This window comes from Kitasatospora sp. NRRL B-11411 (genome assembly GCF_000721345.1).
GTDB lineage: Bacteria > Actinomycetota > Actinomycetes > Streptomycetales > Streptomycetaceae > Kitasatospora > Kitasatospora cineracea.
Genome location: NZ_JOGH01000023.1, coordinates 75,124 through 98,730 on the forward strand (window position 1 = coordinate 75,124; position 23,607 = coordinate 98,730).

A 23,607-nucleotide genomic window follows, 5' to 3' on the forward strand; every position below is an offset into this window, starting at 1 on the left:
CTTCCGTCAGCTTCCGGTGGAGCGGTAGGCGCGCAGCCCGGTCCGCCAGGCCAGTCCGGCCGCCAGCAGGCAGAGCGCGGCGGCCAGCGGCGAGGCGAACCGGAACGCGGCGGGCAGCCCGAGCGGGTCGGGCCGGCCGAGGACGTGCAGCGCGGGCAGCCAGTTGACGAAGGCCAGCGGCACGCCGAACACGGTGCCCGCGACGAGCTCCCGGGCGAAGACGGTGGGCGGGTACTGGAGCAGGGTGGCGCCGCCGTAGGTGACCGAGTTCTGCAGTTCGGCGGCCTCGCCCCACCAGAACTGCACGCAGGAGCAGCCGATGAACAGCGCGCAGAAGATCAGCGTGCCGCACAGCAGCAGCACGGGCACCATCAGCACCCGGTCCCAGGTCCAGTGCACGTCCAGCGCGGTGAGCGACCAGCCGAGCACCGCGAGGGCCTGCAGCAGCCGGCCCAGGCGGCGCAGCGAGAAGCGCTCGGCGGCGAGTTGGGCCAGCGCGGGGGCGGGCCGGATCAGCATGGTGTCCAGGCTCCCGGAGCGGACCCGCTCGCCCAGCCCGCCGACCGATCCGACCAGGACGTTGGCCGCGCCGAGGGCCGCCGAGGAGGTGCCGTACAGGAAGCCGGTCTCGGCCAGCGTCCACCCGGCCAGTTGCCGGGTGTGGGCGAACATCAGCAGCAGCACCGCGAAGTCCAGGAAGGTGACCAGGGTGTTGGCGGCCAGGCTGAGCGCGAACGAGGCCCGGTAGGCCATGGTGGAGCGGATCCACATCCCGGCGATCAGCCACCACGAGCGCACCGCCCAGCCCGCCCGGGCCGCCGGGCCGTCCGGTTCAGCCACCCTGCACCACCACCCGGCGCACGGCGAGCGCCTGCCCGGCCCGGCCGAGGGCCAGCAGGGCGGCGGCCCAGCCGAGTTGGAACCCGTACAGGGCGAGCAGGCCGGTGCCGGTGCGCCGGCGCAGCAGCACGTCGGCGGGCAGTTGCACCATCGCCGAGAACGGCAGCGCCCGGGCCAGTTCGCCGAGCAGGCCGGGGAAGAGCGCGAGCGGCAGCAGCATGCCGGAGAAGAACATCGACACCACGGTCATCACGGCCCGCACCCCTTCGGACTCGTGCAGCCAGAAGCCGGTCAGCGAGGCCAGGAAGCGCAGCCCGAAGCTGACCACCACGGCCAGCGCCACCGCGAGCAGGAACTCGGCCCACACCAGCGGGCTGCCGGGCAGCGCCAGGTCGAACAGCGCCGCGCCGACCAGGACCGGCAGCGCGCCCCGGGTGACCAGTTGGAACGCGGCCCGCCCCAGGTCGGTGGCCAGCCACCAGCCCTGGAAGTCGACCGGCCGGTACAGGTCGACCGCGATGTCCCCGCTGCGGAAGCGCGCCTGCAGGTCGTCCTGGAAGCCGCCGCCCCACACCGCGACGGTGGCCAGCAGCGCCTGGCTGATCCAGGTGTACGTCACCGCCTGGGCGGCGTCGTACCCGCCCAGGCCGGGCCGGGCCCGCCACAGCGCGAGCATGGTGGACGCCAGGATGACGCCGAAGACGCTGTTGGTGACCGTCCCGGCGACGGTGGCCGCCCGGTACGTCGAGTACCGCCGGAACGCGCCGCGGGCCACCGACAGGTAGACGCCGCCCACCACCGTGTCCCCCCGTCGACAGGGCTCCGCACCGGAGCGACCCATCAGGCTAGGCCCGCCGCCCCGCGCCCCGCACCCCTATTTCCGGCTGACCTGCCGCCGGGGCCGCGCCGCTAGAGGTACAGCCCGGTCGAGCCCTCCAGGTCGCCGAACCGCCCGGCCGCGACCGCGTGCAGGTCGCGTTCGCGCAGCAGCACGTAGGTGGCGCCGCGCACCTCGACCTCCAGCTTGTCCTCCGGGTCGTACAGCACCCGGTCCCCGGGTTCGACGGACCGGACGCTCTGGCCGACGGCCACCGCCTCGGCCCACGCGCAGCGCCGGGACAGCTCGGCGGTGGCCGGGATCAGGATGCCGCCGGTGGAGCGGCGCTCGCCCTCGCCGGTCTCGGTCCGCACCAGCACCCGGTCGTGCAGCATCCGGATCGGCAGCTTCTCCCCGAGCCGGTCGTGCCGCCCGTGCGGGGCGTCCTCACCGGGCGCGGCCGTGTTCTGGGTGTCGTTCTCACTCACGCCCCGACCGTACCGGACCGCGGAAACGGCGGGGCCCCGGGCACCTGCCCGGGGCTGCTCGAGGGCCCCGCTCGCGGCGACGTACGCCTGCCCGGCCTTCTGCTCGACCGAGGCGCGGACCTTGGCCTTGGCCTGGGCGGCGACGGTGGCCGGGTGGACGCGCATGGCGAGCTCGTCGAGGGTCACGGCGAGCCGGTCCCTGGTCCCGGCGATGTCCGCCTCGATCTGGGCCGTCGTACGCGGTGCCGACGTGTCCTTGCCGCTCGCTGCCACTGGGGCCACCCCATCTCTGTTACCGCTAGGTACTTCTTCTCCACCGACAGTCTGTCAGCTCGCTGCCGCGCACGCGCAGCGCCACCCACCAACGGGAGTAGGTTGGCGGGCAGTACCGACCCCGTCCAGCTCCAGAGGAGATCCAAGCACCGTGAGCGAGCGCCTGCAGGCGGGCGACACCGCCCCCGCCTTCACCCTGCCCGACGCCGACGGCGAGGAGGTGTCGCTGGCCGACCACCTGGGCCGCAAGGTGATCGTCTACTTCTACCCGAAGGCACTCACCCCGGGCTGCACCAAGCAGGCCTGCGACTTCACCGACAACCTGGAGGTGTTCGCGGGCGCCGGCTACGACGTGATCGGCATCTCGCCGGACGCGCCGGAGCGGCTCGGCAAGTTCCGCGAGACCGAGCAGCTGAAGGTGACCCTGCTCTCCGACCCGGAGCACCGGGTGCTGGAGGCGTACGGCGCCTACGGCGAGAAGGTGAACTACGGCCGCACCTACCAGGGCGTGATCCGCTCGACGGTCGTGGTCGACGAGCAGGGCAAGGTGGAGCGGGCGCTGTACAACGTCCGGGCCACCGGCCACGTCGCCAAGCTGCTGAAGGACCTGAAGGTCGGCGAGTAGCCCGCGCGCGAACGCGGGCAGCGGTGGCGGCCGACCCCCCGACCGGGTCGACCGCCACCGCCGTTCATGGGCTCGGGATCAGGCTCAGCAGGCCCCGAGGTCCGTCCAGACGCCCCAGGCGCCGCTCAGCGAGGGGTCCTCGCCCGCGGTCCACCACTTGTTCTGGTAGTAGTGGCCCTTCCACGACACCTTGGTGACGGTGGCGTAGGTGGTGCCCGCGCTCCAGCTCGGCGCGCCCGAGCAGGTCCCGGCGGTGACCGACGCGGAGGCGCTGGCCGACGGCGAGGCGGACTGCGAGGCGGAGGCCGACGGGGACGCCGACTGCGAGGCGGAGGCGCTGGCCGAGGCCGACGGCGACGCGGACTGCGAGGCCGAGGCGGAGGCGCTGGCCGACGCGGACGGCGAGGCGGTGCCCGCGGTGGCGCCGCGGGTGAAGTCGCCGTTGATGCCGTACAGCGTGCCGCCGACGTTCACGGTCCAGTTGGACGGGGTGGAGACCGGCAGGTAGTAGACGAAGGCGACGTCCACCGAGGCGCCGGGCGCCAGGGTCTGCCAGGTCGGCAGCTTCAGCGAGACCCGGTTGTAGGTGCCCTTGAGGCCGCCGACGTTGCTGCCGGTGTGGTCGGCCCGGATCACCTTGGAGCCGAAGCCGGACTGGTCGGCGGCGTTGCTGGGCGCGGAGACCGAGTAGTCGAACTGGAACTCGGTGCCGCCCGGCAGGGTGGTGGTCGAGTTGTTGACGATGTGGATCTTCGGGTTGATCGGGTAGTTGTTGTCGCCCAGCGCGAAGTCGGTGAAGGACACGTCGATCGGCAGGGTCTGCTGCGGCAGCGCGATGGTGGAGCGGGTCGCGCCGTACGCCGAGGCCGACTTGAACTTGTCGTACAGCAGCGAGGTCATGGTGTTGCCCTGGACGTACTCGCCCTTGCCGCCGTTGGCGGTGGCGTCCCACTTGTAGTCGCCGGCCAGTTCCCAGATCATCGCGCCGCCGACGCCCTGGTTGACCAGGTAGTCGGCCTTGGCCGCGATCGACTGGTCGTCCTCGGTGGAGAGGAAGACCTTCTTGTCGGCGTTCCACAGCCACGGCGCGACCAGGGTCGAGTCGTAGTTGCGGGTGTAGGTGCCCTTGAGCGCGGTGTCGCTCACGCCGTACTTGGACAGGTAGTCCGGCAGGACGCCCGCTTCCAGGTTCTTGGCGTGCCACATCGGGTTGGAGCCGGCGGGCGACTCCTTGCCGTTGGTGTCCAGGTCGTGCCAGAGGTTGTCGATGCCGACGGCGCCGTCACCACAGGTGGTCAGGCCGGAGCCGGCCGGGCAGGTGGTGGTGGAGGCGGTGCCCCACAGGCCGTTGGTGCCGCCCTGCACGTTCTGGAAGCCGCGGGTGTAGTACGGCACGCCGAGGTTGATCCGGCCGGCCGGCATCGCGCCGCGGAAGTAGTGCACGGCCCAGTCGCCGTTCAGGTAGCCGATGCCGCCGTACTGCGAGGTGCCGTACACGTTGGCGGCGGCCAGCTCGGCGTCCTTGCCGTCGTCGAACAGCGCCGCGTTCGGGCCGACGTACTTGTTCCAGGCGCCGTGCAGGTCGTACGACATGATGTTGACGTAGTCCAGGTACTGGGTGACCTGGAAGGTCTCCATGCCGCGCAGCAGGTAGCCCGAGGACGGGGCGGCGACCGACAGCAGGTAGTACTTGCCGTCGGCGGCGGAGGCCCGGTCGAGCTTCTCCCGCATGGTCTTCATCAGCGCGGCGTAGCCCTTCATCAGGGAGGCGCGCTTGGCGTTGGAGATGGTGTAGTCGAGCGGGTTGCCCGCGTCCTTCATCGAGGTCGGGTACTCGTAGTCGAGGTCGACGCCGTTGAAGCCGTACTTCTTGATGAAGGCGACGGCCGAGTCCGCGAAGGTGTTGATGCCGGCCTGGTTGACCGACCCGTCCGCGTTGACGGTCATCGAGTAGAAGCCGCCCGAGTTGACCCGGCTGCCCGAGTCGTCGAAGTAGCCGCCGGTCTCGGCCCAACCGCCCACCGAGACCATGGTCTTGACGTTCGGGTACTGCTTCTTGAACTTGCTGAGCAGGTTGAAGTGGCCCTTGTACGAGTACGCCGGGTCCATCTCCGCGCCCGCCACGCCGGGGAAGGTCATCCCGGTCGAGGCGTTGTTCGGGCCGTCCGCGCCGACCGACAGCGTGTTGTCGGAAGCCACGTGCGCGAACGCGTAGTTGAGGTGGGTGACCTTGTCCCAGGGGATGTTGTTCACCAGGTAGGCGGGCGTGCCGTCCTTGCCGGTGCGCCAGCTGGTGAAGTAGCCGATGACGCGGCGCTGGTGGTCGGCGCCCATCTGCTCGCGGCCGCTGGTGTCGTAGACGTTGCAGTAGGGGACGTCGACGCCGGGCGTGGTGTACATGCCGTCGGGGCGGCACGCCTGGTTGTCGACGGCGGCCGCGGACGGAGCCACGCCGAGCGTGCTCATCAGCAGGCCCGCCAGACCCGCGGCCGCGGTGGCGGCGAACGCCACCTTGCGGCCCTTGAGGTGGCGGCCGGCAGCGGTGGGACGCTGCTCCGCCCTGTTTCGGATCAACACTCGGTCCTCCTGGAGAGAGTGTCGTGCGCACGGCCGTGGGAAGCCGGGCACATGTGGGGGAAGTTCCGCCGAACTTAAAAGGTCTGGACCATCCACGTCAACAGGTCTGTACCAACTTGCTGAAGAGGGCCGAACCGTCCGCACTCGGACGATCCGGCCCTCCCTAGGGGAAGTTGACGCTACTTCATGCTTCCGGTCATCGCGTTGACGAGGGTTCCGGACGGGTCGTCCGCCTCCAGCGAGTAGGCGAAGATGCCGCCGAGGCCCTTGGAGGTGGCGTACGAGCCGCGCGCCGCGATCGCCTGCGGGGTGTCACCGGTCCACAGGCTGGTGCCGTCGTAGATCCACGAGCTCTGCGTGGTCGGGTCCCAGTGCACCGAGGAACCGGTGGTCTTGCCGGCCGCCACCAGCTCCTTCCAGAACGCCACGCCGGCGGTCTGGCTGGTGCCCTGCGCCGCCGCCGGGCCGGTCGCGCTCTGGTACAGGCCGTAGTTCGAGCCGGCCGGCACCCCGGTCCACCCGCGCATGTAGAACGGCACGCCCAGCACCAGCTTCTTCGCCGGGAAGCCGCCCTTGATCCCGTACGCCGGGGCGCCGTTCAGGTAGGCGTTGACCGCGTTGTCCACGGTGTACTTCTGGGTGCCCGGGGCGACGACGTTGCTCGGGTCGTTCGGGCTGTCGTACAGCGGGTCCTGCAGGTTGGTCGGACCGGTCGCGTCCCAGGCGCCGTGCATGTCGTAGGACATCACGTTGCCGTAGTCCAGGTACTTGCCGATCTGGTCGGTCTGCAGCAGCGCGATCTTGTCCTGGCCGGACGGCAGGGCCGCGGTGAGCAGGTACTTCTTGCCGACGGTCTGCCCGTACGCGTCCAACTGGTTGCGGAACTCGGCCAGCAGCGCGGTGTAGTTGGCGGTGTCGGCGGCCGCGTAGTGGTTGCCGGTGTGGCCGCCCGCGGAGGCCGGGTACTCCCAGTCGATGTCGATGCCGTCGAAGATGCCCATCGCCGCGGCGGCGCCGCCGGTCGCGTCGCCCTGGATCGAGGGCAGGTTGCCCTTGATGAACATGTCGATGCAGGAGGAGACCAGCTTCTTGCGCGAGGCGTCGGTGGCCGCCGCGTCCGAGAAGTACTTGGAGTACGTCCAGCCGCCCAGCGACATGGTGATCTTCAGGTTCGGGTACTTCGCCTTGAGCTCGCGCAGCTGGTTGAAGTTGCCCTTCAGCGGCTGGGTCCAGGCGTCGGTGGTGCCGTCCACCGCGATGTCCGCGGTGTAGCCCTTCTGGTAGTCCGCGAACGCGTCGCCCGCGCCGTCGCCGGCGTTCGGGTTGTTGTCGTTGGTGTCCGCGGCCTTGATCGTCTCGAAGCAGCTCAGCGTCGACGGGTCGATGTTGGCGAACGCGTAGGTCATCGTGTTCAGCCCGCCCGCAGCGCCGGTCGCGGCCATCGTCGACGGGTAGTACTTGTTCCCGTAGATGCCCCACTGCGCGAAGTACGCCGACTTCAGCGCGCCGGTCGGGGCCGCCCCGGTGGTCACGGTCACCGGCGCGGTGAACCCGCTGCTGTGCCCGTCCTTGTCGTAGCCCTGCACGGTGAAGGAGTACGCGGTGTTCGGCAGCAGCGAGGAGATGGTCACCGCGGTGCCCATCGAGGTCGCGGTCTGGGTCGTGGTCCCGCCGGTGAAGATCCGGTAGACCGCGCTGTTGCCGTTCTGCGCGTTGTCGGTCGAGGCGTTCCACTTCAGCGTCACCGCGGTGCCCGCCACGCTCGCGCTCAGCCCGGTCGGCGTGGTCACCACCCCGTCCCCGCCCGGCGTCCCGGTCTGCGAGGCACTGGCCGACGGCGAGGCGCTCTGCGAGGGCGAGGCGGAGGCCGAGGCGGAGGCGGACGAGGACGGGCTCGCCGAAGCGCTGGCACTGGCACTGGCGCTCGGGCTCGAACTCCCGCTCGCCGACGGGCTGCTGGAGCCCGACCCGCCGGGGCCGGTGAGGACCAGGTCGTCCGCGTAGTAGGTGCCCTGGCCGTACCAGCCGTGGGTGTAGACCGTCACCGAGGTGGTCGAGGCGCCGGTGGTGAAAGTGGTGCTGCGGTTGGCCCAGTCGGCGCTGGAACCCCAGGAGTTGGTGTCGGTGGTGCCCGTCCCGGTGACGCCCAGGTAGGTGTAGTTGCCCTTCAGCCAGCCGCTCAGGCTGTACGTGGTGTTCGGGCTGACCGCGACGGTCTGCGAGCACTGGGCGCTGTCCGAGGCGGAGGCCGCCGCCTGCAGCGCCTTGGTGCCGGAGTGCGGGGCGGTGGAGGTGATCGAGCCGAGGCCGGCCGAGCAGTTCCAGCCGGTCAGCGTGCCGCTCTCGAAGTCGCCGTTGGCCAGCAGGTTGACGGTGGCGGCCGAGGAGGCGCCGCCCATCGCGGTGACCAGTCCGGCGGCGCCGGCCACCAGTGCGGTCGCGGTCGCCAGCGCGGTGCCGGCCTTCAGCGGACGCCGCCCGGGGCGGGCGGCGGAGCGCGCGGCTGTGGCGCGTTCGGGCATGGGTCGCTCCAATGCTCGCGCCCGGCAGGGGGACCGGACGCCGTGGGGGAGGAAGACGTGCCTGGGCCCGGTCGTTGCGCACCGCCCGGGACCCGGTTTTCCGCGGATCGGCGCGAACGTACGTGGTCTGGACCACAAGGGTCAATAGGTCTGTACCAATTTTTGAACAAGTGGGAACACCCCGAACCGCCGCCGGAAAGGGTGGTGCACGCCCCCGCAACGGGCCAGTAGCATGGCGGACATCACGTATCGGCGGTCTTGGCGGAATTGGCAGACGCCCGGGTTTTAGGTGCCCGTGAGAGAAATCTCGTGAGGGTTCGAGTCCCTCAGGCCGCACCGGCGCATCCACGCGCGAACGAGGCCCGCCCCGGCTCCCCCGGGGCGGGCCTCTCCGCGTGTTTCGTCGCCTAGCCCAGCAGTTCGGCGACCACCGGCGCCAGCGAGCGGAACGCCTGCCCGCGGTGGCTGATCGCGTTCTTCTCCTCGGCGCTCAGCTCGGCGCAGGTCCGGCTCTCGCCGAGCGGCTGCAGGATCGGGTCGTAGCCGAAGCCGCCCGTCCCGGCCGGCTCGGTGCGCAGGGTGCCGTGCAGCCGGCCCTCGACCACCCGCTCGGTGCCGTCCGGCAGCGCGAGCGCGGCGGCGCAGGCGAACGAGGCGGCCCGGTGCTCCGCGGCGATGTCGCCGAGCTGGGCCAGCAGCAGGTCCAGGTTGGCCCTGTCGTCGCCGTGCCGCCCGGCCCACCGCGCGGAGAAGATCCCGGGCGCCCCGCCCAGCACGTCCACGCACAGCCCCGAGTCGTCGGCCACCGCCGGCAGCCCGGTCGCCTGCGCCAGCGCGTGCGCCTTGAGCAGCGCGTTCTCGGCGAAGGTCACCCCGGTCTCCGGCACGTCCGGCACCTCGGGGAAGGCGTCCGCCCCGACCAGCTCGACCTCCAGTCCGGCCGCGCCGAGGATGTCGCGCAGCTCGGCGACCTTGTGCTGGTTGCGGGTGGCGAGAACGAGTCGCTTGGTCATGCCCCCAGCCTAGTGAACCGTCCCGGTCAGCCGGTGCACACCTTGCTGACCCGGCCCGCCGCGTCGCCGAGCGGCCCGAGGTCGGGCACCTGGTTGCTGTCGACGGCCTGCTGCGCCTTGTCGATCTGGGTCTGCAGGTCGCCGATCGCCTTGCCGAGGTCGGCGTCGCTGGAGTTGCGCCCGATCTTGTCCATGTCGCCCTTGAGCTTCTGCAGCGCCTTCCCGGCGGCGACCGGGTCCTGCTCGGCGCTGTCGTACGCGGAGCCGAGCTGGGCCACGTCCGAGGTGATCTGCACCGCGGTGTTGGCGCAGCTGACCGCCTTCTCCGCGGCGGAGCAGCTGACCGCGCTCAACGGGAGGACCAGCGCCAGCGCGGCGACGGCGAAGGCGGTGGTGCGGTTGATGGTCAGCGACTGCTGCATCGGCGAGTCCTCCAGGAGGGTGTGCGGGCTCACCCCGAACGTTAAGGCCGGGCCCGCGTGCCTGTACAGCACTCCGGGGCCCGCCCACCCTTCCTGACGACGGTTCAGCCGGTCGCGGTTCCTACAGCTCCAGGGCCTTGCGCTGGATCTCGTCCAGTTCGGCGCAGCCCAGGCTGCCGAGGTCGAGCAGCTGGTCGAGCAGCCCGCGGTCGAACGGGGCGCCCTCGGCGGTGCCCTGGACCTCGACGAAGCGGCCGTCGGAGGTGCAGACGACGTTCATGTCGGTCTCGGCCCGGACGTCCTCCTCGTACTGGAGGTCGAGCATCGGGACGCCGTCGATGATGCCGACGCTGACCGCGCTGACGCCGCCGGTGATCGGCTGGCCCTTGGCGCGCAGCAGCTTCTTCCCGCGCGCCCAGGCGACCGCGTCGACCAGGGCGACGTACGCGCCGGTGATCGCGGCGGTGCGGGTGCCGCCGTCGGCCTGCAGGACGTCGCAGTCGAGCACGATGGTGTTCTCGGCGAGCGCCCGGTGGTCGACCACGGCGCGCAGCGAGCGGCCGATCAGCCGGCTGATCTCGTGGGTGCGGCCGCCGATCTTGCCGCGGACGGACTCGCGGTCGCCGCGGGTGTTGGTGGCCCGGGGCAGCATGGCGTACTCGGCGGTGACCCAGCCCTCGCCGCTGCCCTTGCGCCAGCGCGGGACGCCCTCGGTGACGCTGGCGGTGCACAGCACCTTGGTGTCGCCGTAGGAGACCAGGACGGAGCCTTCGGCGTGCTTGCTCCAGTTCCGTTCGATGGTGACGGGGCGGAGCTGGTCGGGGGTGCGGCCGTCGATGCGAGACATGGGCACGAGCGTATCGGGTCGCGGGCGGGGCCCCGGCGGGGGCGCACGCGCGACGGCCCGCCGGCCGGTGGTCTCCGGCGGGCGGGCCGTCGCGGGTGGAGCGGGCCTGCGGGGAGGCTCAGCTCACATCATGTCCTCGATCTCGGCGGCGATCGGGTCGGCGTCGGTGCCGATGACGACCTGGATGGCCGTGCCCATCTTCACCACACCGTGGGCGCCGGCCGCCTTGAGCGCCGCCTCGTCGACCTTGGAGGCGTCGTGGACCTCGGTGCGCAGCCGGGTGATGCAGCCCTCGACCTCGTCGATGTTCTCGATTCCGCCGAGACCGGCGACGATCTTCTCAGCCTTGCTGGCCATGGTCTTTCTCCCTCTGTCTCGGCGCTTCGGCGGTCGGTCGCCGGGTGCCGTACTGCGTGTGCGGTGGTGCCGGCCGGAGGTGACCCGGGATCAGTTTGCCGCGCCTTCCGACGGCGCAACCAGCATCACCCGATTCCGGACGGTATGCCACGTTAGTCCACTTTCGGGCTACCTCAGCGCGCGGCCGCCTCTGGGCCCGCCGGAGGATGGCGATCATCGGGCTCTCGAACCCGCGGACCGCCACTGCCCCGAAAGTGGTCTACACCAATTCTAGGTGCACTCGGGACAACGCAGGACGGTCCGCCGGTGTTCCTGGCCCCGCGCACGGATGGATCCCCAGAGGGGAACGGGAACGGCAGCGGAGGGCCGACGATGAGTTCAACAGGCGCCACGGCGAACCAGTCCACCTGGTGGCACACCTTCTACGGCGGCCTGCAGAAGATGGGCCGCAGCCTCCAGCTGCCGGTCGCCGTCCTGCCCGCCGCCGGCATCCTGAACCGTCTCGGCCAGCCGGACATCTTCGGCAAGGACGGCCTCGGCTGGGACAACGTGGCCACCGCCATCGGCGCGGCCGGCGGCGCCCTGCTCAACTCCGCGCTGGGCCTGCCGCTGCTGTTCTGCATCGGCGTCGCCATCGGCATGGCCAAGAAGGCCGACGGCTCGACCGCGCTCGCCGCGGTGGCCGGCTTCCTGGTCTACTACGCCGTCCTGCAGGCGTTCCCCGAGGACTGCCCGGCCCCCACCGTGCTCAAGGGCAACCAGTGCATCGACTTCGCCGGCGGCAAGGCGGCGAGCACCGTCTACCAGAACCCCGGCGTGCTGGGCGGCATCCTGATGGGCCTGTTCTCGGCCTGGCTCTGGGTGCGCTACCACCGGGTCAGGCTGGTCGACTGGCTGGGCTTCTTCAACGGCCGCCGCCTGGTCCCGATGATCACCGCCCTGGTCGGCCTGCTGTTCGGCTCGCTGATGGCCTGGGTCTGGAAGCCGATCGGCACCGGCATGAACGACTTCTCCCAGTGGCTGGCCGACCTGGGGGCCGGCGGCTCCGGCATCTTCGGCGTCGCCAACCGCGCCCTGCTGCTGATCGGCATGCACCAGCTGCTGAACACCTTCCTCTGGTTCCAGTTCGGCTCCTTCACCAAGCCGGACGGCATGGTCGTCAACGGCGACATCAACCGCTTCCTGGCGGGCGACCCGACGGCGGGCCAGTTCACCTCCGGCTTCTTCCCGATCATGATGTTCGCGCTGCCCGCCGCGGCGATGGCCATCGCGGCCTCCGCCAAGCCGCACCGGCGCAAGGAGATCTACGGCCTGATGACCTCGGTCGCACTGACCTCGTTCGTCACCGGCGTCACCGAACCCATCGAGTACTCCTTCGCCTACGTGGCCCCGCTGCTGTACGCCGTCCACGCCCTGCTCACCGGCGCCTCGATGGCGATCACCTGGGGGTTCGGCGTCCACGACGGATTCAGCTTCTCCGCGGGCCTGCTCGACTACGTCATCAACTGGAGCCTGGCCACCAAACCGTGGCTGATCATCCCGATCGGCCTGTGCTTCGCGGTGGTCTACTACTTCCTCTTCAGGTTCATCATCACCAAGTTCAACCTGAAGACGCCCGGCCGCGAGGACGACGACGAGGTCGAGGACGTGACCAAGGCCTGACCCCGGGTCAGCGCCGCGCGCGCCCCCGGACGGGAGGTGGACTCCCGTCCGGGGGCGCCGTGCTGCCCGGCGGCGATCCGGCAAGGTTTCGATTCAGCGGCGCTTGTCCCCGGCGAACCTTAAGAGGGTTCCGGTCCCTGTTCGGCGCGTGCTAGAAAGCTGAACGAGACCTTAAGTGGTCTAGACCAGGATCGCGCTGCCGTGAGGACCACCGCTATGAGTACGACCGCGCAGAACCCCCGGCCCGCGGCGGCCTCCGGCGGCCGGGAGCTGCGCTCCCGGGTCTTCGCGGCGCTCCAGAAGATCGGCCGCAGCCTGCAGCTGCCGATCGCCGTCCTGCCCGCCGCCGGCATCCTGCTGCGGCTCGGCCGGGAGGACGTCTTCGGCGACCAGGGCCTGGGCTGGACCAGGGTCGCCAAGGTCTTCTCCGCCTCCGGCCACGCCGTCTTCGACTGGATGCCGCTGCTGTTCTGCGTGGGCATCGCCATCGGCTACGCCAAGAAGTCCGACGGCTCCACCGCGCTCGCCGCCCTGGTCGGCTTCCTGACGTACCACCAGGTGCTCACCGCCTTCCCCAAGACCGACTACCAGGTGCTGCCCGGCCGGGACGTCGAGGCCACCTACCAGGACCCGGGCGTGCTCGGCGGCGTGGTGGTCGGGCTGCTCTCCGCGGTCCTCTGGCAGCGGCTGCACCGCACCCGGCTGGTCGACTGGCTGGGCTTCTTCAACGGGCGCCGGCTGGTCCCGATCGTGATGGCCTTCGTCGGCACCGCGCTCGGCGTCTTCTTCGGCCTGTGCTGGGGCCCGATCGGCCAGGTCGTCGACCACTTCAGCACCTGGGCGATCAGCCTCGGCGCGCTCGGCTCGGGCGTCTTCGGCCTGATCAACCGGGCCCTGCTGCCGTTCGGCCTGCACCAGTTCGCCAACACCTTCTTCTGGCAGCAGGCCGGCTCCTACCCCGTCGGCACCCAGGAGTTCCACGGCGACCAGACCCGCTTCTTCCAGCACGACCCCACCGCCGGCCAGTTCATGTCCGGCTTCTTCCCGATCATGATGTTCGGCCTGCCCGCGGCCGCCCTCGCCATCGCCCACTGCGCCCGCCCCGAACGCCGCCGGGCCGTGCTCGGCCTGATGTTCTCGCTCGCCCTGACCTCCTTCGCCACCGGCATCACCGAGCCGATCGAGTTCTCCTTCCTGTTCGTCGCCCCCGTCCTGTACGTCCTGCACGCCGTGCTCACCGGCCTGTCCATGGCCGTCACCTGGGCGCTGGGCGTGCACCACGGCTTCACCTTCTCCGCGGGCGCCATCGACTACGTGCTGAACTGGAACCTGGCCGCGAAACCCTGGCTGGTCGTCCCGATCGGGCTGTGCTTCGCGGCGGTCTACTACACGGTCTTCCGGTTCGTCATCCTGCGCTTCGACCTCAAGACGCCCGGCCGTGAGGACGACGACGGCTTCGAGGACGGGTAGCCCCTCAGATCCACCCCAGCCGGGCCGCGTGCACGCCCGCCTGGAAGCGCGACTGCGCGCCCAGCGCCGTCGTCAGGTCGGCGACCAGGCGGCGCACCGTGCGGTCGGAGACCTCCAGCTTGCGGCCGATCGCCTGGTCGGTGAGGCCGGCCGCGAGCAGCCGCAGCACCTCGCGGTGGCGGTCGTCGGGGGTGGTGCGGCCGAGCAGCTCCGGCGGGATCCAGCTGGCCGCCCAGAAGTGCTCGAACAGCTCGCGGACCACGCCGACCACCGCCGGGTCCCGGACCACCACCGCCGCGCTGCCCGGCGGCTCCCCCGGCGCGGGCAGCACGGCCAGGTGCGCGTCGACCACGATCAGCCACAGCGGCAGGGTGTGCGCGACCCGGATCAGCGCGCCCGCCCCGGTCAGCGCCTGGACGTGGGCCAGCACCGCGCCCTGGTGCAGCGCGGCGGCCGGGTAGATGGTGCGCAGGGTGACCCGGTGGGCCAGCGCGATCCGCTCGCGGGCGAGCTTCTCGGCCAGGCCGCTCTCGGACTGGTCCTGGCCCGGCCGCAGCGACAGCGCCTCGGTGCGGGCGGCCCGGGCGGCGTCCTCCAGCAGCGCGGCCACCCGGTCGGCGCCGCGGACCAGTTCGTGGGCGGTGCCGCCGCTCTGCAGCGGCAGGTAGCGGGTGTGCAGGTGCTCGACCCGCTCGCGGGTGCGGCGGGCCTCGCCGAGCAGCGCGGTGAAGCGGCGGTCGGAGTCGGCGAGCAGCTGGCGCACCGCGGTGTCGATCGAGACGGCCGCCACCCCGCTGGTGGTCGCCGACGTCCGCTGGAGCAGCCCGAGGCCGCGCAGCTCACCCAGCGCCCGCTCGAACTCCCGTTCCTCGCAGCCGAGTTCGTCACGCAGGGAGTCCAGCGGCAGGCCGGGGTCGGCGAGCAGGCGGGCGTACAGGGCGGTGCTGGTCTCCACCCTCCGGGAGCCTAGGCCCGCGGCCGGGGAGCGGAGCGCGGTTTTCAGCATGCGAGACGCCCGGCGTCCGAGACGGGGGACGGCGTCCGGCATCCGGGACGGGGGATCCGGTGGCGGCCATGGCCTGATCCGGCGCGGCCGGGGGCCTTCGCCGGGCGGGCCCGGGTCCCCAGGATGGCGGCATGGCGATTCCCGAGTCTTCCGTGATCTGGTTCGACGGCGCGCTGGTGCCCTGGCAGGAGGCCCGCGTCCACGTCCTCACCCACGCCCTGCACTACGGCACCGGGGTGCTGGAGGGCACCCGGGTGTTCGAGACGGCCGACGGGCCCGCGGTGTTCCGGCTGGACGAGCACCTGGCCCGGCTGGAGCGCAGCGCCCGCATGCTGCGCATCGAACTCCCCTACAGCCGAAAGGAGTTGGCCGAGGCGACGGTGGCGCTGGTGGCGGCCAACGGCCACCGCTCCTGCTACCTGCGGCACCTGGCCTTCCTGGGCTACGGCTCGATGGGGCTGGACATGCGCAACTCCCCCACCAGCGTCTCGATCGCCTCCTGGGAGTGGCCGGCCTACCTGGCGGCGGGGCGCGGGCTGCGGCTGATGACCAGCAGTTGGCGGCGCACCGACCCCAACACCGTCCCCCCGGCGGCGAAGGCCACCGGCCCCTACCTGAACTCGGCGCTGGCCCGGCGGGAGGCCACCGACGCGGGCTTCGACGAGGCCCTGCTGCTGGCCCCGGACGGCACGGTCAGCGAGTGCAGTTCGGAGAACGTGTTCGCGGTCCGCGACGGCGTGCTGCGCACCACCCCGGCCAGCGCCGGCGCCCTGGAGGGCATCACCCAGGACACCCTGCTGACCCTGGCCCGGGAGCTGGGCGCCGAGGTCCGGATCGAGCCCCTGCTGCGCTCCGACCTGTACGCGGCCGACGAGGTCTTCCTGTCCGGCACGGCCGCCGGCGTCGTCCCGGTCGCCTCCCTGGACAACCGTGAACTGCCTTCAGCGGAAGGTGAGTTGACCAAGCGCCTGGCCGAGGCGTATCGGGCCGCGGTGAGCGGCGCCGACCCCCGCCACCGGCACTGGCTGACGCCGGTTCACAGCTCGTAGACGGCTCCGGCGCGGGCGAGTTCGACCGGGCCGGGGAAGGCGGCGGCGGCGTCGCGGCGGTTGCGTTCGGCGTCGGTCCACGGGGGGATGTGGGTGAGCACCAGGCGGGCGGCGCCGGCTTCGGCGGCGTGCTCGCCGGCCTGGGTGCCGTTGAGGTGGATGGAGTCGAAGGTCTCCTTGCCGTCCGTGTAGGCCGCCTCGCACAGGAACAGGTCGGTGCCGCGGGCGAGTTCGACCAGGTCGGGGCAGACGCCGGTGTCGCCGGAGTAGACCAGGCTGCGGCCGCCGGCCTCGATCCGGAAGCCGTACGCCTCGCAGTCCAGGTGGTTGACCCGGGCGGCGGTGACGGTGAACGGGCCGAGTTCCAGGCGGGCGCCGTCGGTGAGGTCGCGGAAGTCGAAGACCTCGGTCATGCCGGGCTTCTCCGGCATGTCGTAGGCGCGGGCGAGCCGTTCGGCGGTGCCGGCCGGGCCGTGCACGGGCAGCGGGTCGGGGCAGCCCTCGACCCGGTAGTTGCGGGCCACCCAGTAGGCGCACAGGTCGACGCAGTGGTCGGCGTGCAGGTGGCTGAGCAGCACGGCGTCCACCTCGTACAGATCGGCGTACTTCTGCAGCGCGCCGAGCGCGCCGTTGCCGAGGTCGACGACGAGGCGGTAGCCGTCGTGCTCCACCAGGTAGCTGGAGCACGGGGAGTCCACGGACGGGAAGCTCCCCGAGCACCCCACCACGGTCAGTTTCATGCCGAGCCCTTCCCGCCCCGTCGGGCCATCGTCCGCGGCCGTCCGCGCCGCCGGTGGGGCGGGGCGGGGTTCTTCGTCTCCGTCGGTGCTTCGACTGTCGAGAGTAAGGGCCGGGCGGCACTTTGCCCCCTCTCCCGTGCCGGGCTGTGGGCGGAATCACCAGGACGGGGAAGGGCGGGGAAGGGGCGCCGTCAACGGCGTCCGGGGCGGGCCAGCGCCCAGTCGCGGATGGTCTCCGGGTACCAGCGGGGGTGGCCCGCGGCGTCCAGGTGGTCGGGGTCGGGCAGCAGTCCGTGCCGCTTGTAGTTGCGCACGGTCTCGGCCCGCACGTTGATGTGCCGGGCGATCTCGACGTAGGACCAGAGCTCTCGGCCGGGCATCGCGCCCACCTCCGGGATGACGGCGTACCAGTGGTGCGCCGCCAGCCTGGCGCGGCCCCGGCCGGGGGGCGGGGCGCGACCGGCGCGGTGACCGTTCCGTGACGAAGCGGTCACCCGGGACGGACAAATGCCGCGATGTCACAGCGGATCGATGATCGGACAAGCGGACGGCGCGGCCCCCGGGTCGGGGTGCCGCGCCGTGGTCCGGCCGCCCGGGGCCGTCAGGCCCAGAGCTGGCCCTGCAGTGCCTCGACCGCCGCCTCGGTGGTCTCGGCGGTGTAGATGCCGGTGGACAGGTACTTCCAGCCGCCGTCGGCGACCACGAACACCACGTCCGCCCGCTCGCCGGCCTTGGCGGCCTTGCGGGCCACGCCGATCGCGGCGTGCGCGACCGCGCCGGTGGAGACGCCCGCGAAGATGCCCTCCTGCTGGAGCAGTTCGCGGGTGCGGGTGACGGCGTCGGCCGAGCCGACCGAGAAGCGGGTGGTGAGCACCTCGGCGTCGTACAGCTCGGGGACGAAGCCCTCGTCCAGGTTGCGCAGGCCGTAGACCAGGTCGTCGTAGCGCGGCTCGGCGGCGACGATCTGCACGCCCGGGACCTTCTCGCGCAGGTAGCGGCCGATGCCCATCAGGGTGCCGGTGGTGCCCAGGCCCGCCACGAAGTGGGTGATCGTGGGCAGGTCGGCGAGGATCTCCGGGCCGGTGGTGGCGTAGTGCGCGCCCGCGTTGTCCGGGTTGCCGTACTGGTAGAGCATCACCCAGTCGGGGTGCTCGGCGGCGATCTCCTTGGCGATCCGCACCGCGGTGTTGGAGCCGCCGGCGGCGGGCGAGGGGATGATCTCCGCGCCCCACATCCGGAGCAGCTCGCGGCGCTCCTCGCTGGTGTTCTCCGGCATCACGCAGACCATCCGGTAGCCCTTGAGCTTGGCCGCCATGGCGAGCGAGATACCGGTGTTGCCGCTGGTGGGCTCCAGGACGGTGCAGCCGGGGGTGAGCCGGCCCTCCGCCTCGGCGCGCTCGATCATGCGCAGCGCCGGGCGGTCCTTGATCGAGCCGGTCGGGTTGCGGTCCTCGAGCTTGGCCCAGAGCGTGACCCGGCCGTCCTCGTTCCCGGGGATCCCGGCCGAGAGCCTCGGCAACCGCACCAGGGGCGTGTTGCCGATGGCCTCGATCGGGCTGTCGTAGCGCATTACTTCATACCGCCGGCCACGGCCGGGAGGATGGTGACGCTGTCGCCGTCGGAGAGGGCGGTGGAGATGCCGTCCAGGAAGCGGACGTCCTCGTCGTTCAGGTAGACGTTGACGAAGCGGCGCAGCTCGCCGCCGTCCAGCAGCCGGGCGGCGATGCCGGGGTGCCGGGAGTCGAGGTCGGTGAAGAGCTCCCCGAGGTCGGCGCCGTTGCCGTCGACGGCCTTGGCGCCGTCGGTGTAGGTACGGAGGATGGTCGGGATGCGGACCTCGATGGCCATGGCTGCGCTCCTGTGGAGTGAGTTCGGGTTGCCGGGCCGGGCGGGGCGCGGCAGGGGGAAGGGCCCCGGGGCGCGGGGCGGGTGCTGTCTGGGGCTTGCCGGTCGGTGCCGCCGGTCAGCGCGCGGCGGTGCCGGGACAGATCGCGCTGGCGAGCCGGCACAGGTCGACGTGCAGGCGCGCCACGAGGCGGGTGCCTGGGGCCTGATTGCTCACATCGACGGAACGCATGGGCTCATCGTATAGATTCCCGCCCCCGCTTTGACATGCTTGTCTCGGCATCCGGTCGGGAGCGTTCCGGGGAATGAGAAAACGGGCCGTTCCGCCGCGTGGAGGTACGGCGGGACGGCCCGTCCCCGGGCGGGCGTCGCTCAGCCCTGGTGGGCCTCGACCACCTCGACGTCTTCCTCCGTGATCACGCCGTCCACGATGCGGAACGAGCGGAACTGGTAGGGGTCCTGCTCGCCGGCGCCCTCGGCGGTGGAGACCAGCACGTAGTGGGCGAACGGCTCGGAGGCGTAGCTCACGTCGGTGCGGGAGGGGTACGCCTCGGTGGCGGTGTGCGAGTGGTAGATCACCACCGGCTCCTCGTCGAGGTCGTCCATCTCGCGGTAGAGCTTGAGCAGGTCGCCGGAGTCGAACTCGTAGAAGGTGGGCGAGCGGGCCGCGTTGAGCATCGGGATGAACCGCTCGGGGCGTCCGGTGCCGGCTGGTCCGGCGATCACGCCGCACGCCTCGTCCGGGTGGTCGGCGCGGGCGTGGGCGACGATCCGGTCGCGCAGTTCTCGGGTGATGGTCAGCATGCGGCCAGGATAGCGAGGCGTCAGTTGCCGTCCCCCGCGTGGAGGTGGGCGTCCGGGTCGGCGTGCACGGCGGCCGGGTCGCGGCGGCGCAGCACCGCGTAGCCGACGGCCAGGCACAGCGCCCAGCCGGGGAAGACGTACAGCGAGATCCGGGCGTCGGGGTCGACCGCGATCAGGACGGCGACCAGCAGCAGGAAGGCCAGCGAGAGCCAGCGGCTCCAGTTGCCGCCGGGGGCGCGAAAGGTCGGGGCGGGCAGCCGGCCGGCCTTCCAGGCCGCGCGGTAGCGGATCTGGCTGGCCAGGATGACGCCCCAGGTCCACAGGCCGCAGACGGTGGCGACCGAGGTAATGTACTGGAAGGCCCGTTCCGGGACGCAGTAGTTGAGCACCACGCCGGCGCCCATCAGCAGGCAGGAGACGGTGATCGCGGCGGCGGGGGTGCGGCGGGCGTTGAGCCGGGTGAGCCGCCCGGGGGCCTGCCGGCGCAGGGCCAGGTCGCGCAGCATCCGGCCGGTGGAGTACATCCCGGAGTTGCAGGAGGAGAGCGCGGCGGTGAGCACCACGAAGTTGATGATGCCGGCCGCCGCCGGGATGCCGATCTTGCCGAACGCGGCGACGAACGGGCTGACGCCGGGCTGGAACTCGGTCCACGGCACCAGCGACAGGATGATCACCAGCGCGCCGATGTAGAACAGCGCGATCCGCAGCGGCAGGGTGTTGATGGCCCGCGGCAGGGTCTTCTCCGGGTTCTCGCTCTCGCCCGCGGTGACGCCGACCAACTCCACGCCCAGGTAGGCGAACATGACGATCTGCAGGGTCATCACGGTGGCGCCGACGCCCTTGGGGAAGAAGCCGCCGTCCTGCCACAGGTGGGTGATCGAGGCGGTGTCGCCGGCGTCCGAGAAGCCGAGGGTGAGCACGCCGATGCCGATCAGGATCATCCCGAGGATGGCGGTGACCTTGACCATCGAGAACCAGAACTCGATCTCGCCGAACAGCTTCACCGAGATCAGGTTGGCGGCGTACAGCACCAGCAGGAAGGCCAGCGCGGTGGTCCACTGCGGGATGCCGGGCGCCCAGAAGCGGACGTAGACGGCGGCGGCGGTGGTCTCGGCCATGCCGGTGACCACCCAGAACAGCCAGTACGTCCAGCCGGTGACGAAGCCCGCGAACGGGCCGAGGAACTCCCGGGCGTACTCGGCGAAGCTGCCGGACACCGGGCGGTAGGTGAGCAGTTCGCCGAGCGCCCGCATGATCACGAAGATCACCACGCCGGCCACCGCGTAGCTCAGCAGCAGGCTGGGCCCGGCCTTGGAGATGGCGGTGCCGGCGCCGAGGAACAGGCCGGTGCCGATCGCGCCGCCGATGGCGATCATCTGGATCTGCCGGCTGCCCAGGCCCCGCTGGTAGCCCTCCTCGTCGGGGACGGCCCCGGCCGCCTCGTCCGCCGTCTGCTGCGTCATCCGCCCGCCTCGCCTCCCGGTCCGCGCCGACCGGCCGGCCGACGGGCCCCGTCTTCCCGGGGAGGCAGCAGTGAACCATGCGAAAGCCCCGGAACGGCTCACATCTGAGCGTTACCTGAGCAATCGGACAATATGAGCGAAACGGGGGCGCCGGAGCGGCGGCGGCGCGACGGGGCGCCGGAGCGGCACCGGCGCGGCGGGGGCGCCGGAGCGGGGCTCCGGGGGCGGCGGTCAGCCCGCCATCGCCTCCAGCAGGCTCTCCTGCATCGCGCCCAGCCACAGGTAGGCGATCACCAGCGGCTTGCGCGGGTCGGAGTCGGGCAGCCGGTACAGGCCCTCGTCGTCCTCCTCGGCGACCTCCAGCCGGGTGCCCAGGGTCAGCCGCAGGTCGTTCAGCGCGCCCAGCCAGTGCGGGAATTCGCCCGCCTCGACCTCGATCACCCCGCCCGCGCCGCCCAGCCCGTCCAGCGCCCGGACCACCGCCAGCGCGTCGTCCCGCTTGCGGGCCCGCAGGTCCAGCTCGGTGTAGCGGCGGAACTCGGCGGCCATCTCGTCCGTCCGCGGGTCCTCGGGGGCGTCCGGGCCGCCGTACGCGTCGGGGAACAGCCGCAGCAGCGCCGGGTCCTCGGGGGCCTCGGTGGGGCCCTCCGCGAACAGCGCGGCCAGCGGGTCGTCGCTGCCGCCGCCGGGCGGCGGCCCGATCAGCTCCAGCATCTGGACTTCCAGCGAGCGCAGGATGGAGGCCTCGAACTCGTCCAGCGCGATCGCCGCGCCACCGCCGTCCGCACTCTCGAACAAACCGGCCATGTGTGTGGAATCAGTCCCTCGTGGATGGTGGGTGACGGTCCGTCAGTCGTGCTGCAGGGTGGCCCACAGGCCGTAGCCGTGCATCGCCTGCACGTCGCGCTCCATCTCCTCGCGGGTGCCGCTGGAGACCACCGCCCGCCCCTTGTGGTGCACGTCCATCATGAGCTGGTGCGCCTTGTCCTTCGGGTAGCCGAAGTAGCTCTGGAAGACGTACTGGACGTAGCTCATCAGGTTGACCGGGTCGTTGTGGACGATGGTCACCCACGGCGTGTCCGGCTCCGTGACCGGAACCCCCTCCACCTCCGGGCGCTCGATCTCCACCGGCGCGACACTCACAGTCCGTCTCTCCTCGTCGACCTCGGATTCCCCCCGACCCATGCTTCCATCCGAGGGACCCAGGAGCGAATCAGGGTGGTCCGACACGGCCGGACCCGGTCCGACACGGTCCGCGGAGAGAAATCGTCACTTTGACGCTAAGTGGTAGTAGCATCATCCCCATGGACGCCATCACCGCGCACCGCAGCTCCGCGCTGCTCACCGACCGCTACGAGCTGACCATGCTGCAGGCCGCGCTGCGCAGCGGGGCCGCCCACCGCCGCTCGGTCTTCGAGGTGTTCACCCGCCGCCTGCCCGACGGCCGCCGCTACGGCGTGCTGGCCGGCACCGGCCGGGTGCTGGACGCCATCGAGGACTTCCGCTTCACCGCCCCGCAACTCGACTGGCTGGCCGACCAGCGGGTGGTGGACGAGGAGACCCTGCGCTTCCTCGCCGACTACCGCTTCACCGGCAGCGTGCACGGCTACCCCGAGGGCGAGGCGTACTTCCCCGGCTCGCCGCTGCTGACCGTCGAGGGCAGCTTCGCCGAGGCGGTGATCCTGGAGACGGTGATCCTGTCGATCCTCAACCACGACTCGGCGATCGCCGCCGCCGCCTCCCGGATGACCGCCGCCGCGGGCGACCGCCCGGTGATCGAGATGGGCGCCCGGCGGGCCCACGAGCAGTCCGCGGTGGCCGCCGCCCGGGCCGCCTACCTGGCCGGTTTCGCCGCCACCTCCGACCTGGAGGCCGGCTTCACCTACGGCATCCCGACCACCGGCACCGCCGCGCACGCCTTCACCCTGCTGCACGACAGCGAGAAGGACGCCTTCACCGCGCAGATCGACTCGATGGGCCGCGACACCACCCTGCTGGTGGACACCTACGACCTCGGCGAGGCGGTCCGCACCGCCGTCGAGGTGGCGGGCCCGCAGCTGGGCGCCGTCCGGATCGACTCCGGCGACCTGACCCTGCTCGCCCACCGGGTGCGCCGCCAGCTCGACGAGCTCGGCGCCACCGAAACCAAGATCATCGTCACCTCGGACCTGGACGAGTACGCGATCGCCGCGCTCGCCGCCGCCCCGGTCGACGGCTACGGCGTCGGCACCAGCCTGGTCACCGGCAGCGGCCACCCGACCTGCGCGATGGTCTACAAGCTGGTCGCCCGCGAGTCGGCGCCCGGCGGCGAGCTGGTCGCGGTCGCCAAGCGCTCGGCCGGCGGCAAGACCAGCGTCGGCGGCCGCAAGTGGGCCGCCCGGCGCCCCGACCGGGACGGCGTCGCCGAGGCCGAGGTGGTCGGCACCGGCCCCGTCCCGGCCGAGCTGGAGCCGCACCTGCTGCACGTCCCGCTGATCACCGACGGCGAGGTGGTCGGCCGCGAGCCGCTGGACGCCGCCCGGGACCGCCACCGCCGGGCCCGCGCCGCGCTGCCGCTGTCGGCCACCCAGCTCTCCCGCGGCGAGCCGGTCATCACCACCGAGCGGCTGTCCGGCTGAGCCCGCGGCAGCCGGGGCGAGCAGGGCCGAGCGGCCCGACCGGGGCCGAGCAGGCCTGATACGGGACCGAGAGGCCCGGACGGGGCCGGGCCGAGCTGGCCGGACGGTGGACGCGACGGGCGGGCCCGGCCCGGCTTTGCCCGCCCTTGCCCTTCCGCACTTTCGCGGC

General features: G+C 71.9%; 24 protein-coding genes, 1 tRNA gene and 1 pseudogene. 6 read left to right on the forward strand and 20 right to left on the reverse strand.

Going from position 1 to position 23,607, the window contains the following annotated elements:
* Positions 1-6 precede the first annotated feature (6 nt).
* The 4 genes and pseudogenes from IH44_RS0114110 to IH44_RS49105 form a co-directional block, all read right to left on the reverse strand.
* Complete coding sequence (locus IH44_RS0114110) at positions 7-840, reverse strand: ABC transporter permease (RefSeq protein ID WP_030459869.1); 834 nt, start codon at positions 838-840, stop codon at positions 7-9.
* The gene (locus tag IH44_RS0114115) at positions 833-1,681 is read right to left on the reverse strand and encodes an ABC-2 family transporter protein (protein ID WP_051816885.1); all 849 of its coding nucleotides are present in this window, start codon (positions 1,679-1,681) and stop codon (positions 833-835) included. Before IH44_RS0114115 ends, IH44_RS0114110 begins: the two co-directional genes overlap by 8 nt.
* A gap of 68 nt (positions 1,682-1,749) precedes the next feature.
* Positions 1,750-2,052, reverse strand: coding sequence for a co-chaperone GroES (locus tag IH44_RS47230; protein WP_051732111.1), 303 nt, complete (start codon positions 2,050-2,052; stop codon positions 1,750-1,752).
* Positions 2,053-2,262: 210 nt separating this feature from the next.
* A pseudogene (locus tag IH44_RS49105) lies at positions 2,263-2,427 on the reverse strand (DUF3618 domain-containing protein); the annotation flags it as partial.
* 142 nt (positions 2,428-2,569) lie between these two features.
* Here IH44_RS49105 and bcp point away from each other — a divergent pair.
* The gene (bcp, locus tag IH44_RS0114125; RefSeq protein WP_030459872.1) at positions 2,570-3,043 is read left to right on the forward strand and encodes a thioredoxin-dependent thiol peroxidase; all 474 of its coding nucleotides are present in this window, start codon (positions 2,570-2,572) and stop codon (positions 3,041-3,043) included.
* An 84-nt stretch (positions 3,044-3,127) separates the two neighbouring features.
* Here the strand turns inward: bcp and IH44_RS0114130 are convergent, their stop codons facing one another.
* Entirely contained in the window at positions 3,128-5,509 is a 2,382-nt protein-coding gene (locus tag IH44_RS0114130) for a chitinase C-terminal domain-containing protein (RefSeq protein ID WP_232794942.1), read from the reverse strand.
* A gap of 290 nt (positions 5,510-5,799) precedes the next feature.
* Positions 5,800-8,142, reverse strand: a complete 2,343-nt coding sequence (locus IH44_RS0114135) for a glycosyl hydrolase family 18 protein (RefSeq protein WP_030459874.1) — start codon at positions 8,140-8,142, stop codon at positions 5,800-5,802.
* Positions 8,143-8,394: 252 nt separating this feature from the next.
* Between IH44_RS0114135 and IH44_RS0114140 the strand changes: the two genes are divergently transcribed.
* Positions 8,395-8,478 (forward strand) — tRNA-Leu (locus IH44_RS0114140).
* A gap of 71 nt (positions 8,479-8,549) precedes the next feature.
* On the opposite strand, the gene rdgB is transcribed toward IH44_RS0114140, so the two are convergent.
* The 4 genes from rdgB to IH44_RS0114160 all read right to left on the reverse strand — a co-directional run bounded on the left by rdgB (position 8,550) and on the right by IH44_RS0114160 (position 10,781).
* Positions 8,550-9,155 (reverse strand): RdgB/HAM1 family non-canonical purine NTP pyrophosphatase, encoded by a 606-nt coding sequence (gene rdgB / locus IH44_RS0114145; protein WP_030459875.1) that lies wholly within the window; start codon positions 9,153-9,155, stop codon positions 8,550-8,552.
* Positions 9,156-9,181: 26 nt separating this feature from the next.
* Positions 9,182-9,610, reverse strand: coding sequence for a hypothetical protein (locus IH44_RS0114150; RefSeq protein ID WP_051816886.1), 429 nt, complete (start codon positions 9,608-9,610; stop codon positions 9,182-9,184).
* Between the two features lie 88 nt (positions 9,611-9,698).
* Positions 9,699-10,424 (reverse strand): ribonuclease PH, encoded by a 726-nt coding sequence (gene rph / locus IH44_RS0114155; RefSeq protein WP_030459877.1) that lies wholly within the window; start codon positions 10,422-10,424, stop codon positions 9,699-9,701.
* Positions 10,425-10,547: 123 nt separating this feature from the next.
* Entirely contained in the window at positions 10,548-10,781 is a 234-nt protein-coding gene (locus IH44_RS0114160) for a glucose PTS transporter subunit EIIB (protein WP_014135942.1), read from the reverse strand.
* A gap of 372 nt (positions 10,782-11,153) precedes the next feature.
* Between IH44_RS0114160 and IH44_RS0114165 the strand changes: the two genes are divergently transcribed.
* Both IH44_RS0114165 and IH44_RS0114170 read left to right on the forward strand, forming a co-directional pair.
* Positions 11,154-12,443 carry a PTS transporter subunit EIIC gene (locus IH44_RS0114165; protein ID WP_030459878.1) on the forward strand — a complete coding sequence of 430 codons (1,290 nt, stop codon included), beginning with the start codon at positions 11,154-11,156 and terminating at the stop codon, positions 12,441-12,443.
* 216 nt (positions 12,444-12,659) lie between these two features.
* Complete coding sequence (locus IH44_RS0114170; protein WP_030459879.1) at positions 12,660-13,913, forward strand: PTS transporter subunit EIIC; 1,254 nt, start codon at positions 12,660-12,662, stop codon at positions 13,911-13,913.
* Between the two features lie 4 nt (positions 13,914-13,917).
* Here IH44_RS0114170 and IH44_RS0114175 read toward each other — a convergent pair whose 3' ends face one another.
* On the reverse strand, positions 13,918-14,868 hold the full coding sequence (locus tag IH44_RS0114175; protein WP_030459880.1) for a helix-turn-helix transcriptional regulator: 951 nt from the start codon (positions 14,866-14,868) through the stop codon (positions 13,918-13,920).
* Between the two features lie 182 nt (positions 14,869-15,050).
* Here IH44_RS0114175 and IH44_RS0114180 point away from each other — a divergent pair, with 182 nt between their 5' ends.
* Positions 15,051-15,968, forward strand: a complete 918-nt coding sequence (locus IH44_RS0114180; protein ID WP_030459881.1) for a branched-chain amino acid transaminase — start codon at positions 15,051-15,053, stop codon at positions 15,966-15,968.
* Here the strand turns inward: IH44_RS0114180 and IH44_RS0114185 are convergent.
* The 9 genes from IH44_RS0114185 to clpS all read right to left on the reverse strand — a co-directional run bounded on the left by IH44_RS0114185 (position 15,956) and on the right by clpS (position 21,963).
* Positions 15,956-16,708: an MBL fold metallo-hydrolase gene (locus IH44_RS0114185; protein WP_030459882.1), complete on the reverse strand. Its 753-nt coding sequence runs from the start codon at positions 16,706-16,708 to the stop codon at positions 15,956-15,958. The two genes, IH44_RS0114180 and IH44_RS0114185, sit on opposite strands and share 13 nt — an antisense overlap.
* Before the next feature lie 191 nt (positions 16,709-16,899).
* On the reverse strand, positions 16,900-17,088 hold the full coding sequence (locus IH44_RS0114190) for a MarR family transcriptional regulator (protein WP_030459883.1): 189 nt from the start codon (positions 17,086-17,088) through the stop codon (positions 16,900-16,902).
* 221 nt (positions 17,089-17,309) lie between these two features.
* Positions 17,310-18,278, reverse strand: coding sequence for a PLP-dependent cysteine synthase family protein (locus IH44_RS0114195; RefSeq protein ID WP_030459884.1), 969 nt, complete (start codon positions 18,276-18,278; stop codon positions 17,310-17,312).
* Entirely contained in the window at positions 18,278-18,556 is a 279-nt protein-coding gene (locus IH44_RS0114200; RefSeq protein ID WP_014135950.1) for a MoaD/ThiS family protein, read from the reverse strand. Before IH44_RS0114200 ends, IH44_RS0114195 begins: the two co-directional genes overlap by 1 nt.
* A gap of 115 nt (positions 18,557-18,671) precedes the next feature.
* Positions 18,672-18,785, reverse strand: coding sequence for a putative leader peptide (locus IH44_RS49700; protein WP_310794779.1), 114 nt, complete (start codon positions 18,783-18,785; stop codon positions 18,672-18,674).
* A 140-nt stretch (positions 18,786-18,925) separates the two neighbouring features.
* Positions 18,926-19,357, reverse strand: coding sequence for a Mov34/MPN/PAD-1 family protein (locus tag IH44_RS0114205; RefSeq protein ID WP_030459885.1), 432 nt, complete (start codon positions 19,355-19,357; stop codon positions 18,926-18,928).
* A gap of 20 nt (positions 19,358-19,377) precedes the next feature.
* Complete coding sequence (locus tag IH44_RS0114210; protein WP_051816887.1) at positions 19,378-20,820, reverse strand: amino acid permease; 1,443 nt, start codon at positions 20,818-20,820, stop codon at positions 19,378-19,380.
* A 231-nt stretch (positions 20,821-21,051) separates the two neighbouring features.
* Positions 21,052-21,627 carry a DUF2017 domain-containing protein gene (locus IH44_RS0114215; RefSeq protein ID WP_030459887.1) on the reverse strand — a complete coding sequence of 192 codons (576 nt, stop codon included), beginning with the start codon at positions 21,625-21,627 and terminating at the stop codon, positions 21,052-21,054.
* 42 nt (positions 21,628-21,669) lie between these two features.
* The gene (clpS, locus tag IH44_RS0114220; RefSeq protein WP_030459888.1) at positions 21,670-21,963 is read right to left on the reverse strand and encodes an ATP-dependent Clp protease adapter ClpS; all 294 of its coding nucleotides are present in this window, start codon (positions 21,961-21,963) and stop codon (positions 21,670-21,672) included.
* A gap of 161 nt (positions 21,964-22,124) precedes the next feature.
* Between clpS and IH44_RS0114225 the strand changes: the two genes are divergently transcribed.
* Positions 22,125-23,438 carry a nicotinate phosphoribosyltransferase gene (locus IH44_RS0114225; protein ID WP_030459889.1) on the forward strand — a complete coding sequence of 438 codons (1,314 nt, stop codon included), beginning with the start codon at positions 22,125-22,127 and terminating at the stop codon, positions 23,436-23,438.
* Positions 23,439-23,607: the final 169 nt, after the last annotated feature.

Bases quoted from the DNA above. Each gene is read 5' to 3' on its own strand.
- IH44_RS0114195 (WP_030459884.1), bottom strand. From the start codon at position 18,278: ATGCGCTACGACAGCCCGATCGAGGCCATCGGCAACACGCCCCTGGTG.
- IH44_RS0114210 (WP_051816887.1), bottom strand. From the start codon at position 20,820: ATGACGCAGCAGACGGCGGACGAGGCGGCCGGGGCCGTCCCCGACGAG.
- IH44_RS0114205 (WP_030459885.1), bottom strand. From the start codon at position 19,357: ATGCTGACCATCACCCGAGAACTGCGCGACCGGATCGTCGCCCACGCC.
- IH44_RS0114200 (WP_014135950.1), bottom strand. From the start codon at position 18,556: ATGGCCATCGAGGTCCGCATCCCGACCATCCTCCGTACCTACACCGAC.
- IH44_RS0114190 (WP_030459883.1), bottom strand. From the start codon at position 17,088: ATGCCCGGCCGAGAGCTCTGGTCCTACGTCGAGATCGCCCGGCACATC.
- IH44_RS0114130 (WP_232794942.1), bottom strand. From the start codon at position 5,509: ATGAGCACGCTCGGCGTGGCTCCGTCCGCGGCCGCCGTCGACAACCAG.
- IH44_RS0114170 (WP_030459879.1), top strand. From the start codon at position 12,660: ATGAGTACGACCGCGCAGAACCCCCGGCCCGCGGCGGCCTCCGGCGGC.
- rdgB (WP_030459875.1), bottom strand. From the start codon at position 9,155: ATGACCAAGCGACTCGTTCTCGCCACCCGCAACCAGCACAAGGTCGCC.
- IH44_RS47230 (WP_051732111.1), bottom strand. From the start codon at position 2,052: ATGCTGCACGACCGGGTGCTGGTGCGGACCGAGACCGGCGAGGGCGAG.
- IH44_RS0114180 (WP_030459881.1), top strand. From the start codon at position 15,051: ATGGCGATTCCCGAGTCTTCCGTGATCTGGTTCGACGGCGCGCTGGTG.
- rph (WP_030459877.1), bottom strand. From the start codon at position 10,424: ATGTCTCGCATCGACGGCCGCACCCCCGACCAGCTCCGCCCCGTCACC.
- IH44_RS0114215 (WP_030459887.1), bottom strand. From the start codon at position 21,627: ATGGCCGGTTTGTTCGAGAGTGCGGACGGCGGTGGCGCGGCGATCGCG.
- IH44_RS0114225 (WP_030459889.1), top strand. From the start codon at position 22,125: ATGGACGCCATCACCGCGCACCGCAGCTCCGCGCTGCTCACCGACCGC.
- IH44_RS0114160 (WP_014135942.1), bottom strand. From the start codon at position 10,781: ATGGCCAGCAAGGCTGAGAAGATCGTCGCCGGTCTCGGCGGAATCGAG.
- IH44_RS0114135 (WP_030459874.1), bottom strand. From the start codon at position 8,142: ATGCCCGAACGCGCCACAGCCGCGCGCTCCGCCGCCCGCCCCGGGCGG.
- IH44_RS0114165 (WP_030459878.1), top strand. From the start codon at position 11,154: ATGAGTTCAACAGGCGCCACGGCGAACCAGTCCACCTGGTGGCACACC.
- IH44_RS0114185 (WP_030459882.1), bottom strand. From the start codon at position 16,708: ATGAAACTGACCGTGGTGGGGTGCTCGGGGAGCTTCCCGTCCGTGGAC.
- IH44_RS49700 (WP_310794779.1), bottom strand. From the start codon at position 18,785: ATGCGTTCCGTCGATGTGAGCAATCAGGCCCCAGGCACCCGCCTCGTG.
- IH44_RS0114115 (WP_051816885.1), bottom strand. From the start codon at position 1,681: ATGGGTCGCTCCGGTGCGGAGCCCTGTCGACGGGGGGACACGGTGGTG.